Origin of the sequence: Pseudoalteromonas sp. CNC9-20 (assembly GCF_022347875.1) — a bacterium.
Classification (GTDB): domain Bacteria; phylum Pseudomonadota; class Gammaproteobacteria; order Enterobacterales; family Alteromonadaceae; genus Pseudoalteromonas; species Pseudoalteromonas ruthenica.
The window spans coordinates 109928-124660 of record NZ_JAKRFS010000006.1 but is presented as its reverse complement, the minus strand read 5'-3'; the positions used below and the strand labels follow the sequence as shown (position 1 = coordinate 124660).

Sequence of the window (14733 nt, the reverse complement as noted above, 5' to 3'; positions counted from 1 at the left end):
AAGTGGCGCGCAAGGCGCGCCTATAAGTTATTCAACAATGACTTTGTTGATGATTACATCTTCTAGGGGGACGTCTTGGTGGAAACCGGCGCTGCCAGTTGCAACGTCTTTAATTTTTTCCACTACATCCATGCCTTCAACGACTTCGGCAAACACGCAATAACCCCAGCCTTGTGGAGTTTCACTGCTGAAGTTAAGGAAGTCATTGTCATTCACATTAATGAAGAATTGTGCCGTCGCTGAGTGGGGATCTGGGGTGCGAGCCATGGCCAGCGTGCCTTTTTTGTTGCTCAGGCCATTGTTGGCTTCGTTTTTGATCGGTGACTGCACTTTTTTCTGTTCCATGCCCGGAGCAAAACCGCCGCCTTGAACCATAAAACCGTCGATGACACGGTGGAAAATAGTGCCGTCATAAAATCCAGATTTGGCGTAGTTCAAAAAGTTTTCAACCGTTACAGGAGCTTTGTCAGCAAACAGCGCGATTTTAATCGTGCCAAAGTTGGTATCTAGTACAACCATGATGAGTCTCTGATTTAATAATTAGGGGCCTATTTTATAGTAGGGTAGCAGATCAGACAATGCACCAAGCAATGACACTGCACTAAAGGCTTTATTTTTGTTATTTTCAGAGGTCTTGCGTGTGGCGAGATAGTCGGGGCAGTGGTAAGATAGCGCCATTAATATAACGATAGGATCATATTGCAATGTTGCAGATATACAACACACTTTCACGTCAAAAAGAACGCTTTACTCCACTTAACGAGAATAAAGTAGACATGTATGTGTGTGGCATCACTATCTATGACTATTGCCATGTTGGTCATGCGCGCACCTATGTTTCCTTCGATGTGATGAATCGTTACCTACGCTATCTCGGTTACGATGTCACTTATGTGCGTAATATCACCGATGTTGATGATAAAATCATTACCCGTGCTAATGACAACAATGAGCCTATTAACGCCTTAACAGAGCGGATGACCGCCGCGATGCACGAAGACTTTCGTGCCTTAAATATTCTTGATGCCGATATAGAGCCTACCGTTACCGGGCACATGGATGACATTATTGCGATTATCGAGCGGCTTATCGACAAAGAGCATGCCTATGTTGCCGATAGTGGCGATGTCTTATTTGATGTATCCACCTTTAAAGAGTACGGCAAGCTGTCGCAGCAAGACTTAGAGATGTTACAAGCGGGCGCGCGCGTTGATGTCGCAGCAGGTAAAGACGACCCCTTAGATTTTGTGTTGTGGAAAAAGGCCAAAGCCGGTGAGCCTAGTTGGTCTTCACCTTGGGGTGAGGGGCGTCCAGGGTGGCATATTGAATGCTCAGCTATGAGTTCAAAACACCTAGGTGAGTATTTTGATATTCACGGCGGTGGCTCTGATTTGCAGTTTCCACACCATGAGAATGAAATCGCTCAGTCATGCTGCGCCAATAATGGTCGCTACGTTAAAACCTGGATCCATACCGGCATGGTTCAGGTCAACAAAGAAAAAATGTCTAAGTCATTAGGCAACTTCTTTACCGTACGCGAAGTACTCAAAGCCTACGACCGCGAAACCGTACGCTATTTCCTTATAAACGGCCACTACCGGAGTCAGTTGAACTACTCGCAAGAGAATCTCGAGCAGGCGCGCTCATCGTTGGAGCGCTTATATACCGCTCTACGTGATGTTCAGCCTGTAGCTGTTGAACTGGACGGTCATCCGTTGGTAGCGCGTTTTGAGCAAGCCATGAATGACGACTTCAATACCCCTGAAGCCTTGCCCGTGCTGTTCGAGTTGGCGAAGGAAGTAAATCGCCTAAAAGGGCAAGATGAGCAAGGTGCAGGTGAGCATGCCTATATCTTAATTAAGCTGGCTGAAGTGTTAGGTATTGCCCAGCAAGACCCTGCTGCCTTTTTACAAGGTGAGCAAGACGATGATGAAACGCAAAAAATTGAAGCGTTGATCGCTAAACGTAATCAGGCTCGTGCTGATAAAGATTGGGCTGAGGCAGACGCCGCTCGTGATGCGCTTACGGCCATGGGAGTGGTACTCGAGGACTCCGCTGGTAAAACAACATGGCGTAAGGCCTAAGCGTTTATGTTAATTAAACGCCGCGCTTAGGCGCGGCGTTTTCGTTTTTACGTCACTCTTTTTCTCTCACCATGGTTGGCTGCACACTCAGTTCTTTGTTTTTTGAACGTTGCCTTTAAGTGGTGATTTTTCCATTGACCTCAATTTTAGTTGAGGTTTTACCCTGTTCGCGCTGAATGTAACTATGGAGCGTTGATGAATATTCTACTGGCAATGATCCCCGCATTTTTATGGGGCACCACTTATGCGGTCACTAAGTACGCCACCCCAGATTGGCCGCCAATTCTTCTCGGTGCTTTACGCGCCTTGCCTGCAGGGATACTGCTTTGGTTGATAAAGCCGTCGCTCCCTAAAGGTCGACAATGGCGGGGGCTAACAGTGCTCGCTTTGGTCAATATTGCTCTGTTTTTTGCTTTTATTTTTGTTATGGCGGTGAATTTGCCAGCAGCCATTGCCGGTGTAGGCATGGTCTCGGTGCCAGTGGTGGCGATGATTTATACTTGGGTTATTAAAGGTCAGCGCCCAAGTGCCGTGCAATCGCTATGTGCTGTGGCCATTGTTACCATCGCTTGGTTATTGTTTGACCCTCAGCATGTCGAATTGAGCCTCCTAGGGCTTGCTGCTTTAGCTGGGGCGTTGTTGTGTATTGTCATTGGTAGTTCGCTAGTGCAAACCGTGAGTATGCATATTCATTGGTGGACCGTGCTCACCTGGCAGTTAATTATTGGCGGCACTGCGCTGCTGATAGCCGCCGCAGTGCAAGCCAGCATATTTACACCCGATGCGTATATACCGCTTAGTGAGCCTATGACGGCAAAGCAATGGATCGCTTTGTTCTGGCTTATCGTTCCTAATACAGCACTTGCTTACACCTTGTACGTTTGGCTCTTAGGGCGTATGACGGTGGTGGAATTTACCTTTGGCACCATTGCCAATCCAATAGCAGGGATAGTGACAGCGGTAATTTTGCTCGCTGAACATTACCAAGGTTGGCAATATGCCCTGATGGCATTGATGATCATGTTCTCGGTACTGCCACAGGGTGTTAACTTAGCAAAACAGCGGCTCAGACCGGTGGTGGCAGCCCAGCCAAGGCAAGGAAAATAAGCACAAAAAAGCCAGCATTAAGCTGGCTTTTCTTTCATATTGACTCTGGCTGTCAGTCGCTGTGATAGTTCTCACAGGCCTCAAGGGTATTTTCTATTAGGCTCGCCACCGTCATTGGGCCAACACCGCCGGGCACGGGCGTGATGTAACTGGCACGTTGACTCGCAGCCTCATAGGCAATATCGCCAACCAAAGAGCCATTATCAAGACGGTTGATGCCAACATCAATCACTAAAGCGCCGTCTTTCACCCATTCACCAGGAATAAACTCAGGTTTGCCTACAGCCACAACAAGTAAATCGGCACGACGAACGTGTTGCTCAAGGTCTTGGGTGAACTTGTGACAAACAGTGGTGGTGCAGCCAGCGAGCAGCAGCTCCAATGACATGGGGCGGCCAACAATATTCGACGCGCCAACGACCACGGCATGCATGCCTTTATAACGGACCCCAGTGGAATCTAGTAAGGTAATGATCCCCTTTGGTGTACATGGGCGCAATGCCGGCATACGTTGTGCTAAGCGGCCAATATTATAAGGGTGAAAACCATCGACATCTTTATGAGGGGTGATGCGCTCTAGTACTTTCTCTGCGTTCAGACCTTCAGGTAGAGGAAGTTGTACTAAAATACCATCAACTTCTTTGTCGGCATTGAGCTCGTCAACCAGCGCCAACAATTGCGCTTCGGTGGTATCACCTGGGAGATCGTAAGATTTGGAAACAAAGCCGACTTCGTCGCATGCTTTGCGCTTAGAACCTACATAAACTTGGCTAGCTGGGTCTTGCCCAACTAGTACCACCGCTAAACCAGGAGCACGAAGACCTTGCTCTTTCCTAGCAGCAACACGTGTAGCCACTTGCGAACGCACTTGCTTCGCAATTGCTTTACCATCAATGATGTTTGCCGTCATGGGTAACCTATACCTTGGGGTTAGTGTGCTTTTTGCTTTTATGCATGAGCAACACATGTGAACGAAATACTTTTATTATTAGTGAGGGCATTTTGGGGTCTCCCGTCACCAACTGGCGGATATTTTCGCAGAAAAGCGTCTTGCCGCCAAGGTAAAGGGGGATGCTTAGCATGCTTTTATGGTCTAAGGTGATAAAAAATCAACCAAAATTGCTAAAACAACAGCACTATGTCCTAAAAATGAGCAAACGCGCAGTTCAAGGCAAAAAAATGTTTGACCTTGTCAGGGCAAATCACTATTATGCACCCCGTTGTCAGCGAGGGGTCAGTAAAGAGTCCTCAATGATGCATCAAGTATCGGCGATTAGCGCAGTTTGGTAGCGCACTTGGTTTGGGTCCAAGGGGTCGCAGGTTCAAATCCTGCATCGCCGACCACTTTCTTAGAAAGTGTCACTTGGTTCGCACGAAGAAGTATTCGTTGCACCGCGCCCGTAGCTCAGTCGGATAGAGCAACGGCCTTCTAAGCCGTCGGTCGAAGGTTCGAATCCTTCCGGGTGCGCCATTATAGTGGCGGCTGTAGCTCAGTTGGTAGAGCCCTGGATTGTGATTCCGGTTGTCGTGGGTTCAAGTCCCATCAGTCGCCCCATTTTTCTACAATATGTTTATCGGCGATTAGCGCAGTTTGGTAGCGCACTTGGTTTGGGTCCAAGGGGTCGCAGGTTCAAATCCTGCATCGCCGACCATTTTCATATTTAGAACACATCACAGTATCGGCGATTAGCGCAGTTTGGTAGCGCACTTGGTTTGGGTCCAAGGGGTCGCAGGTTCAAATCCTGCATCGCCGACCACTTCTAAATAAATTCAGAAATACACATCTTGGTTTGGGTATAACCGCATGCAGTCGCAGGTTCAAATCCTGCATCGCCGACCACTTCTAAATAAATTCAGAAATACACGTCTTGGTTTGGGTATAACTGCATGCAGTCGCAGGTTCGAATCCTGAATCGCCGACCACTTCTAATAAATTCAGAAATACACATCTTGGTTTGGGTATGAGCACATGCAGTCGCAAGTTCGAATCCTGCATCGCCGAGCGCTTCTAAATAAATTCAGAAATACACATCTTGGTTTGGGTATGAGCACATGCAGTCGCAAGTTCGAATCCTGCATCGCCGACCACTTCTAATAAATCCAGAAATACACATCTTGGTTTGGGTATGAACACATGCAGTCGCAGGTTCAAATCTTTCATCGCCGAGCACTTCTAAATAAATTCAGAAATACGCATCTTGGTTTGGGTATAACCTCATGCAGTCGCAGGTGCAAATCCTGCATCGCCGAGCACTTCTAAATAAATTCAGAAATACACATCTTGGTTTGGGTATGAACACATGCAGTCGCAGGTTCAAATCCTGCATCGCCGAGCACTTCTAAATAAATTCAGAAATACACATCTTGGTTTGGGTACAGCCCATTCAGTTGCAGACTCAAACTCTCTAACATAAACCGCACCACCTTTCTCTTATCAGTCATCAACGTTTTGCGCTAGATATGAAAAGCATTGCTACGTTTATCGCTACGCACTTGCTTGCCGACATCAGTTAATCCAAGATTCTTAGCCGAGCTTATTTTTAAAGACAGCTTTTTGTACAGACTCATAGAGTGGCATGTTGAACACAGCACCATTAGCGATACTTTAACGCCAAGCGGTAATTACTTTTTTGACGCGCGTCCAACGTAGCTGTTGCTTAGAATTCATTGTTAGCAAATCCCCTCAATTTATTGCTGTAAAAGTAATCAGCAATGCGCCATACGCCCAATTTATTGGTGCTCGCTCTCGACTCTTATAAATATTAGGTTATAATGCCGCGTCTATTGTTTAACGTAAGTGCCCATAGGGCAGTGCAAGCATAGGGATCGCTGGCTATCGCCGAGGTGCATAATGTGCACTTAATGTGGTGTAGCAACTAATTGATCGCCATGTATGTAAGGAAGGCGCAAAGTCGCCACATTTGAAGATTGAGGTAAATCATGCAAGTTTCTGTTGAGACGACTCAAGGCCTTGAGCGCCGTCTGACTATCACTGTTCCTTCAGAGAACGTTGAGACCGAAGTAAAAAAACGCCTACAACAACTGTCTAAAACTCAACGTATCGACGGTTTCCGTCCGGGCAAAGTACCAGTTTCTATCATTAAAAAGCGTTACGGCACTGCTGTACTTCAAGAAGTTGCTGGCGAATTAATGCAGCGCAACTACATTGAAGCGATCGTTTCTGAGAAAATTAACCCAGCGGGTGCACCTTCATTTGCACCAAAAACGCTTGAGACAGGTAAAGACCTAGAATTCGAAGCGACTTTCGAAGTTTACCCTGAAGTTGAGCTTCAAGGTTTAGACAAAATCGCAGTAGAAAAGCCAGCTGTTGAAGTAAAAGACGAAGACCTAGAAAACATGCTAGAGACACTTCGTAAGCAGCACGCTTCTTGGAAAGAGTCTGATGACAAAGCCGGTGAAAATGACCGTGTAACAATCGACTTCGTTGGCACTATTGATGGCGAAGAGTTTGAAGGTGGTAAAGCTGAAGACTTCCCACTAGAGCTTGGCCAGGGTCGTATGATCCCAGGTTTTGAAGACAACATCGTTGGCAAGAAAGCCGGTGAAGAGGTTGTTGCTGACGTAACTTTCCCTGAAGAGTACCACGCTGAGAACCTTAAAGGTAAAGCGGCGCAGTTCACTATTACTGTGAAGAAAGTTGAAGTTCAAGAGCTTCCAGAGCTAAACGACGAGTTTGCTAAGCTGTTCGGTATTACCGAAGGCGGTGTTGACGCACTTAAAGAAGAAGTGAAGAAAAACATGAGCCGTGAGCTCGACCAAGCGGTTAAAGCTAAGGTTAAAGAGCAGGCAATTGAAGGCCTACTTGAGCAAAACGAAGTGGACGTTCCAAAAGCACTTGTTGAGCAAGAAATCGACGCGCTTCGCAAGCAAGCTGCACAGCGTTTTGGTGGCGATGCCAACAACATGCCTGAGCTTCCTGCTGAATTATTCCAAGAGCAAGCAATTAAGCGTGTTAAAACCGGCCTACTGCTTGGTGAAGTAATCAAAGCGAACGAAATCGAAGCCGATGACGCAAAAGTAGAAGAGCTTATCAACACCATGGCGTCTGCATACGAAGACCCAAGTGAAGTAGTTGAATACTACAAATCAAATGATCAGCTTATGCAGCAAATGCGTAACGTAGCGATGGAAGAGCAAGCAATTGATGCTTTACTAGCCAACGCGAAAGTAACTGATGTTGAAACTGCGTTTGACGACATCATGAACCCGCAGGCAGCTCAATAAGTCGTTGACTTAAGCTAAAAGCAACGTTTAAATGGCTCGTATGCTTTGTTTACAAAGCACCGAGCCATTTTAGTTTGTGTCGGTCACTAAGGAATCAAGTAATAATGAATAATGGTATGACAGATCCCCTAAACGCGTTAGTGCCAATGGTAGTTGAGCAAACTGCTAAAGGTGAGCGCTCTTTCGATATTTACTCGCGCCTTCTAAAAGAGCGAATCATTTTCTTAACTGGCCCAGTAGAAGACCAAATGGCCAACTTGATTGTGGCTCAGCTATTGTTCCTTGAATCAGAAAACCCAGACAAAGACATTCATCTTTATATTAATTCACCAGGCGGCTCTGTAAGCGCTGGTATGTCTATTTACGACACCATGAACTTTATCAAGCCAGATGTAAGCACCTTGTGCGTCGGTCAAGCCGCAAGCATGGGCGCGTTTTTATTATCTGGTGGTGCCAAAGGTAAGCGTCACTGTCTGCCTAACTCACGTGTGATGATTCACCAACCATTAGGTGGGTTCCAAGGCCAGGCGTCTGATATTGAGATTCACGCCAAAGAAATTTTATATATCAAAGACAAACTAAACCGCTTGCTAGCTGAGCACACCGGCCAGCCGCTCGATATTATCGCTCGTGATACTGACCGTGATAACTTCATGACTGCTGATGCTGCTGTTGAGTACGGGCTGATCGATTCGGTCTTTGATCGCCGTAACGATAAATAAGCGCGAGCGCATTTGCCAAACAGCTGCGCATTGATAAGTAAAGTTTGGTATATTTGTTAAGAAGTACATTTGCTACTATGAATAAAAATAGTAGCGCAAAGAATGAGGTAGCTGAATGTCCGATAAACCAACAGACGGCGAAAAGACTAGCAAGCTGCTGTACTGCTCGTTTTGTGGTAAATCGCAGCACGAAGTACGCAAGCTAATTGCAGGTCCATCTGTTTATATTTGTGATGAATGTGTCGAGCTGTGTAACGACATCATCAGGGAAGAAATTAAAGATATCGCGCCAAAAACCAACGCGTCCGATAAGCTGCCCGTTCCAAAAGAGATCCGCAGCCACCTAGATGACTATGTGATCGGCCAAGAGCACGCGAAAAAGGTATTGTCAGTAGCGGTATACAACCACTACAAACGTCTTCGCAATGCGGGTACCACCGAAGGTATCGAACTCGGTAAAAGTAATATTTTGCTGATTGGTCCAACGGGCAGTGGTAAAACCTTACTCGCAGAAACGATGGCACGCCTATTGGATGTACCATTCACCATGGCGGACGCGACAACGTTAACCGAAGCGGGTTACGTCGGTGAAGACGTCGAGAATATCATTCAGAAACTACTGCAAAAGTGTGATTACGACGTCGAGAAGGCTCAGCGCGGGATCGTTTACATTGATGAAATTGATAAAATTTCTCGTAAATCAGATAACCCATCCATCACTCGTGATGTGTCAGGGGAAGGGGTGCAACAGGCGCTGCTTAAACTGATTGAAGGTACTGTTGCCTCGGTGCCACCACAAGGTGGTCGTAAGCATCCTCAGCAAGAGTTCTTACAGGTAGACACCTCGAAGATCCTGTTTATCTGTGGCGGTGCTTTCGCCGGATTAGACAAGGTTATCGAGCAACGCAGTGCTAAGAATACCGGTATTGGTTTTGGCGCACACGTTAAGTCTGCCGATGGTGAGCGTAGCATCAGTGAAACGTTTAAAGACGTGGAACCAGAAGATCTAGTTAAATACGGTCTTATTCCAGAGTTCATTGGTCGTTTGCCTGTGGTTGCAACACTCACTGAATTGGACGAAGATGCACTGATTCAGATTTTGAACGAACCTAAAAACGCATTGACTAAGCAATTCTCTTCATTATTCCAAATGGAAGATGTTGAGCTTGAATTCCGAGAAGATGCTTTACGTGCGATTGCTCACAAAGCGATGGAACGTAAAACCGGTGCTCGTGGCTTACGCTCGATTGTTGAAGGCGTATTGTTGGAAACCATGTATGAGCTACCTTCGATGGAAGGAGTATGTAAGGTGGTAATAGACGAGACAGTGATTAAGGGTGAGTCAGACCCTATCTTGATTTACGAAAACAGCAGCCAAGACAAGGCCGCGTCAGAGTAAAAAACAAGCAGTTTAATTAAAAAAGGAGCACTAAGCTCCTTTTTTTATAAATTTGTTTGAACTTTCCCCCCTTTATCCCCATATACTTGGGTAATCTTTAAATTTTAAGAAGTCCGAAGAGAGTTAGCATGACGCTTGAAAGAACGGATCGCGTAGACATTCCAGTATTGGCGCTAAGGGATGTGGTGGTGTATCCCCACATGGTGATCCCTTTGTTCGTCGGTCGGGAAAAGTCGATTCGCTGCCTTGAAGCAGCGATGGATAAAGACAAACAAATTTTCTTAGTGGCACAAAAAGACGCTTCTGTCGATGACCCACAAACGGATGAAATATATACCGTAGGGACAGTCGCGAGTGTGCTGCAGCTACTCAAGCTACCCGATGGCACCGTCAAGGTGCTGGTTGAGGGCACGCAACGCGCCGCTATTACCCATTATACGCAAGAAGACGAGTACTTCGCAGCCGAAGTTGAGTATATTCCTTCGACTGATATTGATGAGCGAGAGCAGGATATTTTCATCCGCAGTGCGATAAGCCAATTTGAAGGTTACGTTAAGCTCAACAAAAAAATTCCACCAGAAGTACTTACCTCGGTGTCGGGGATTGATGAGCCCGCACGCTTAGCCGATACCATGGCTGCGCATATGCCTATCAAGGTGCCCGAAAAACAGAAAGTGCTGGAAATCAGTGACGTCACCGAGCGCCTCGAATACCTTATGGCAATGATGGAGGGCGAAATAGATCTCCTGCAAGTAGAGAAAAAAATTCGTGCCCGCGTTAAAAAGCAAATGGAAAAGTCACAGCGCGAGTACTATCTCAACGAGCAAATGAAAGCCATTCAAAAAGAGTTAGGTGAATTGGATGATGTGCCTGACGAGTTTGAAGGTTTACAAAAGAAGATAACAGAGTCGGGGATGCCACCCGAAGCCGAAGAAAAGGCGATGGCGGAGCTGAAAAAACTGAAAATGATGTCGCCGATGTCGGCCGAAGCAACGGTGGTGCGCTCTTATATAGATACCATGGTTAATGTGCCGTGGAAGAAAAAATCAAAAGTGAAAAAAGACCTAGCAGGGGCACAAAAGATTCTTGATGCCGACCACTATGGTCTCGAAAAAGTAAAAGACCGCATCATTGAATATTTGGCGGTGCAGCACCGTACCAATAAGCTTAAAGGCCCCATTTTATGCCTTGTAGGTCCACCAGGCGTGGGCAAAACGTCACTAGGGCAAAGCATTGCTCGAGCGACGGGTCGCAAGTACGTGCGTATGGCACTGGGCGGCGTACGTGATGAAGCCGAAATTCGCGGTCACCGCCGCACTTACATCGGCTCTATGCCAGGTAAGTTAATCCAAAATATGACCAAAGTAGGGGTTCGTAACCCGCTGTTTTTATTAGATGAAATCGACAAGATGTCATCGGATATGCGTGGCGATCCTGCATCTGCTTTACTGGAGGTGCTGGACCCAGAGCAAAACAGCACCTTTGCTGATCACTATCTAGAAGTTGACTATGATCTATCCGATGTGATGTTTGTTGCCACTTCTAACAGCTTCAACATACCAGGCCCATTGTTGGACCGTATGGAAGTGATCCGTTTATCCGGCTACACCGAAGACGAGAAACTCAATATCTCCAAGCAGCACTTAATTCCTAAGCAAATTAAGCGCAATGGCTTGAAAGAAAAAGAAGTGACCATCGAAGACAGCGCCATTATTGGCATTATCCGTTATTACACCCGTGAAGCCGGGGTTCGTAACTTAGAACGCGAGATTTCCAAGTTATGTCGTAAAGCGGTGAAAAATATTTTGCTCGATAAAGGTCTTAAACACATTACCATCAATGATGAAAACCTAGAAGAATACCTAGGTGTGCAACGTTACGATTACGGTAAAGTGGAAGGTGATGACCGCATCGGTCAGGTCACTGGTCTGGCGTGGACCGAAGTGGGCGGAGACCTACTGACTATTGAATCGTCTGCGGTACCAGGTAAAGGTAAGTTAAGCTACACCGGTTCATTGGGCGACGTCATGAAAGAGTCGATTCAAGCTGCGATGACCGTGGTACGCGATCGCACTGAAAAACTGCGTATTAACGATGACTTCCACGAAAAGCGTGATATTCATGTGCACGTGCCTGAAGGCGCCACACCAAAAGACGGCCCCAGCGCGGGCATCGCCATGGTGACTGCTTTAGTCTCAAGCTTAACGGGTAACCCTGTGCGCTCCGATGTGGCGATGACCGGTGAAATCACCTTACGCGGTGAAGTATTGCCTATCGGTGGTCTTAAAGAAAAACTGTTAGCGGCACACCGTGGCGGTATTAAAACAGTGGTCATTCCCAAAAAGAATGAGCGGGACCTAAAAGAGATACCAGAAAACGTTCGTGAAGGCCTCGAAATTCACCCTGTTCAGTGGATTGACGAGGTGTTAGATCACGCATTGGCGCAGCCTGTGGAGCGTTTTTCAACAGATCGTGCAAAAAGTGAGTAAAAATCACAAAAAATTGCCGCAAAGGGCTTTTCAAATCACACCTGTGTGATAAGTTAAGCACTAGATTTTGAGCCTAGGCCTTGTCCGGCCTAGGTTTCAAGCAGATCTAGGTGTTAGAAAAACGACCTTTGTTTTTCTAAATTACATAGCAAAGTGATGAGGCCGTTTTGTGTAAAACCGCACAAGGTTAGTCGCTCTGGATAATAACAATGTAAGGGGATGATATTGTGAATAAGTCTCAATTAATCGATCAAATCGCAGCTGATGCTGACATTTCTAAAGCGGCTGCAGGTCGTGCGTTGGATTCATTCATTGAGTCAGTATCAACTGCACTTAAAGACGGCGATTCCGTTGCCCTAGTTGGTTTCGGTACTTTTTCTGTACGTGAGCGCGCAGCGCGCACTGGCCGTAACCCGCAAACTGGTGAAGAAATTCAAATTGCTGCTGCAAACATTCCTTCGTTTAAAGCAGGTAAAGCGCTTAAAGACGCAGTTAACTAATTTGCGAAACTTGAGCAGCAATTAGCGCAACTGAGCTAGATTGCTTCAAGTGAAAAAGCGTATCTGTTAAGATACGCTTTTTTTATACCCACCGCCTCGAAATTGAGGGACAATAGAGTCTGAGTTCGTTGTTTAGCGGTTAAATAAAATAGAGATAAAATAAATGCTAGAAAAAATCAGAGAAGGCTCGCAAGGCTTAGCGGCCAAAATTATTCTAGGGCTGGTGATTTTATCTTTTGCTTTAGCAGGGATCGGTGGCTATTTAGGCCAATCAACCGAACAATCCGTGGCTGAGGTAAATGGAGTTAAGATCACTCAGCGCGAATTTGCTCGTGCCTATGAAAACGAGCGTGCCCGCTTAGAGCAGCAGTTTGGCGAATACTTCGCACAACTTGCTAACGATCCAAGCTATATGGCGCAAGTGCGTCAATCCGTCACTGACCGCTTAGTACAGCAAGAACTACAAACACAGTTAGCGGCAGAAATGGGGCTTCGCGTTAGCGATGAACAAGTTAAACAAACGATTCTAGAACTCCCAGCTTTCCAGTTTGGTGGTCAGTTCAGTAATGACCGTTACCTGCAAGTGATCCGCCAAATGGGTTATCAAGCAGATGGCTTCCGTGAGTACCTGCGTGAAGAAATGACGCGTTCACAACTTGTTTCGGCACTTGCTGGCACAGATTTCACGCTAAGTAATGAGTTAAGCCAAGCCGTGGGTCTGCAACAGCAACAACGTGCTATTGATTATTTAGTGCTCGATAACAACGCTTACAAAGCCCAAGTAGAAGTGAGCGACGAAGAGGTTCAAGAATACTACGACCTAAATCAAGCGCAGTTCCTTTCGCCAGAGCAGGTGAAAGTGTCTTATGTTGAGCTAAGTGCCGATGATTTAGAATTGGCTGAGCCTATCACAGATGAGCAAATCAACGACTACTATCAGCAAAACAAAGCTTACTATTCAGAGCCTGAAAAGCGCCGTGTTGCCCATATTTTGGTTGAATATGGCGATGATCAGGACAGTGCTGAACAAAAAGCCAATGACCTACTCACACAGCTTAACAACGGCGCTGATTTCGCCGAGCTGGCTAGTAATGAGTCAGACGATATCGTCAGCGCGGAAATGGGCGGTGACCTAGATTGGATTGAGCGTGATATGCTGGATCCTGATTTTGAAAAAGCAGCGTTTGCTTTGCAAAACGTGGGCGAACTTTCACAAGTTGTTGAGTCTGAGTTCGGTTATCACATTATTAAGCTCACCGACCTACAGCCTGGTGAAACCAAGCCTCTTGCTGAGGTGAAAGAAGACATCCGCACTGAGCTGGCTAAAGTTGAAAAAGCTGACCTATTCTATGAGCAGCAAACAGAGTTGGCAGAGCTTTCATTTGAGGTGGCTGATACATTAGAAGACGCTGCTGCTGCGGTAGGAGCGCAAGTACAAACCACACCTTGGTTAGCCCGTGGACAGCTAAGTGCCCCGTTGAATGAGGCTAACGTGCAAGCAGCCATCTTCTCGCCAGAGCTACTGGAAGATAGAGTTAACTCAGAAGTTTTGGATTTAGGTAATGAGCACGTGATTGTGGTACGTATCGCTGATCATAAACCTGCGGCAACTAAGCCTTTGGCTGAGGTGAGCGAACAAATTAAGCAAACGCTGATAGCTGAAAAGGCGACCGCCAAAGCGAAAGAGCAAGGTGAAGAGCTGTTTGCACAGTTACAAAGCGGCACCAGCCTTAACGCCATTGCTCAGCAAGCAGGTGTTGAAATGCAAAGCGAGGACGCCCTTAATCGTCGCAGCTTCAGTGTGGCACCCGCTCTGGTAGAGCAGGTATTTAAGCTGGCACACCCACAGGATGAGCCTGTCATGGATATGGTTGAGCTTAATAATGGCAACATAGCCCTGGTTGCGTTGAAGTCAGTTAACACTCCGAGTGAAACTGAAGTTAATGCCCAAGTGAAGCAAAACCTCACCATGCAAATGGCAAACAAAAACTATCAAAGCTTTATTGAAGCGCTTGAGGCTCAGGCTGAAGTGGTTCGCATGCGGCAGCAGGGGCAATCAGAATAAAGTAACATGAATGCAAAAGGCGCCTATTCGGCGCCTTTTTTGTTTCTGCGCAGCGCCTAATAATAAAACTGACGTTGGAACATGAATTACACTTAGCAATGTAGTACAGTGAAACTAACCCC

10 protein-coding genes and 5 tRNA genes are annotated in these 14733 nt (G+C 46.4%); 13 read left to right on the top strand and 2 right to left on the bottom strand.

The window, feature by feature from the left end; translation table 11 throughout:
- Positions 1-27 precede the first annotated feature (27 nt).
- Positions 28-519, bottom strand: coding sequence for a peptidylprolyl isomerase B (gene ppiB, locus MHM89_RS15155; protein WP_045978120.1), 492 nt, complete (start codon positions 517-519; stop codon positions 28-30).
- Positions 520-704: 185 nt separating this feature from the next.
- Here ppiB and cysS point away from each other — a divergent pair, with 185 nt between their 5' ends.
- Positions 705-2084, top strand: coding sequence for a cysteine--tRNA ligase (cysS, locus tag MHM89_RS15150; protein WP_239409143.1), 1380 nt, complete (start codon positions 705-707; stop codon positions 2082-2084).
- 195 nt (positions 2085-2279) lie between these two features.
- Complete coding sequence (locus MHM89_RS15145) at positions 2280-3191, top strand: EamA family transporter (protein WP_151172958.1); 912 nt, start codon at positions 2280-2282, stop codon at positions 3189-3191.
- Positions 3192-3243: 52 nt separating this feature from the next.
- Here MHM89_RS15145 and folD read toward each other — a convergent pair whose 3' ends face one another.
- Positions 3244-4101, bottom strand: coding sequence for a bifunctional methylenetetrahydrofolate dehydrogenase/methenyltetrahydrofolate cyclohydrolase FolD (gene folD / locus MHM89_RS15140; RefSeq protein WP_022945640.1), 858 nt, complete (start codon positions 4099-4101; stop codon positions 3244-3246).
- Positions 4102-4458: 357 nt separating this feature from the next.
- On the opposite strand from folD, the gene MHM89_RS15135 reads away from it, so the two are divergent.
- The 11 genes from MHM89_RS15135 to ppiD all read left to right on the top strand — a co-directional run bounded on the left by MHM89_RS15135 (position 4459) and on the right by ppiD (position 14611).
- Positions 4459-4535: transfer RNA gene (locus MHM89_RS15135), tRNA-Pro, on the top strand.
- Positions 4536-4585: 50 nt separating this feature from the next.
- A tRNA-Arg gene (locus MHM89_RS15130) sits at positions 4586-4662 on the top strand.
- Between the two features lie 8 nt (positions 4663-4670).
- Positions 4671-4746, top strand: a tRNA-His gene (locus MHM89_RS15125).
- A gap of 20 nt (positions 4747-4766) precedes the next feature.
- Positions 4767-4843, top strand: a tRNA-Pro gene (locus MHM89_RS15120).
- Between the two features lie 28 nt (positions 4844-4871).
- Positions 4872-4948 (top strand) — tRNA-Pro (locus MHM89_RS15115).
- Between the two features lie 1183 nt (positions 4949-6131).
- On the top strand, positions 6132-7436 hold the full coding sequence (gene tig, locus MHM89_RS15110) for a trigger factor (protein ID WP_022944379.1): 1305 nt from the start codon (positions 6132-6134) through the stop codon (positions 7434-7436).
- A 104-nt stretch (positions 7437-7540) separates the two neighbouring features.
- Positions 7541-8158 carry an ATP-dependent Clp endopeptidase proteolytic subunit ClpP gene (gene clpP, locus MHM89_RS15105; protein ID WP_239409142.1) on the top strand — a complete coding sequence of 206 codons (618 nt, stop codon included), beginning with the start codon at positions 7541-7543 and terminating at the stop codon, positions 8156-8158.
- A 115-nt stretch (positions 8159-8273) separates the two neighbouring features.
- The gene (gene clpX, locus MHM89_RS15100) at positions 8274-9557 is read left to right on the top strand and encodes an ATP-dependent protease ATP-binding subunit ClpX (RefSeq protein ID WP_022944381.1); all 1284 of its coding nucleotides are present in this window, start codon (positions 8274-8276) and stop codon (positions 9555-9557) included.
- Positions 9558-9685: 128 nt separating this feature from the next.
- Positions 9686-12046: an endopeptidase La gene (lon, locus tag MHM89_RS15095; RefSeq protein WP_239409141.1), complete on the top strand. Its 2361-nt coding sequence runs from the start codon at positions 9686-9688 to the stop codon at positions 12044-12046.
- Positions 12047-12273: 227 nt separating this feature from the next.
- The gene (hupB, locus tag MHM89_RS15090; RefSeq protein WP_022944383.1) at positions 12274-12546 is read left to right on the top strand and encodes a nucleoid-associated protein HU-beta; all 273 of its coding nucleotides are present in this window, start codon (positions 12274-12276) and stop codon (positions 12544-12546) included.
- Between the two features lie 163 nt (positions 12547-12709).
- Positions 12710-14611: a peptidylprolyl isomerase gene (ppiD, locus tag MHM89_RS15085; protein WP_239409140.1), complete on the top strand. Its 1902-nt coding sequence runs from the start codon at positions 12710-12712 to the stop codon at positions 14609-14611.
- Positions 14612-14733: the final 122 nt, after the last annotated feature.

Bases quoted from the DNA above. Each gene is read 5' to 3' on its own strand.
- ppiD (WP_239409140.1), top strand. From the start codon at position 12,710: ATGCTAGAAAAAATCAGAGAAGGCTCGCAAGGCTTAGCGGCCAAAATT.
- ppiB (WP_045978120.1), bottom strand. From the start codon at position 519: ATGGTTGTACTAGATACCAACTTTGGCACGATTAAAATCGCGCTGTTT.
- clpX (WP_022944381.1), top strand. From the start codon at position 8,274: ATGTCCGATAAACCAACAGACGGCGAAAAGACTAGCAAGCTGCTGTAC.
- lon (WP_239409141.1), top strand. From the start codon at position 9,686: ATGACGCTTGAAAGAACGGATCGCGTAGACATTCCAGTATTGGCGCTA.
- folD (WP_022945640.1), bottom strand. From the start codon at position 4,101: ATGACGGCAAACATCATTGATGGTAAAGCAATTGCGAAGCAAGTGCGT.
- cysS (WP_239409143.1), top strand. From the start codon at position 705: ATGTTGCAGATATACAACACACTTTCACGTCAAAAAGAACGCTTTACT.
- tig (WP_022944379.1), top strand. From the start codon at position 6,132: ATGCAAGTTTCTGTTGAGACGACTCAAGGCCTTGAGCGCCGTCTGACT.
- clpP (WP_239409142.1), top strand. From the start codon at position 7,541: ATGAATAATGGTATGACAGATCCCCTAAACGCGTTAGTGCCAATGGTA.
- MHM89_RS15145 (WP_151172958.1), top strand. From the start codon at position 2,280: ATGAATATTCTACTGGCAATGATCCCCGCATTTTTATGGGGCACCACT.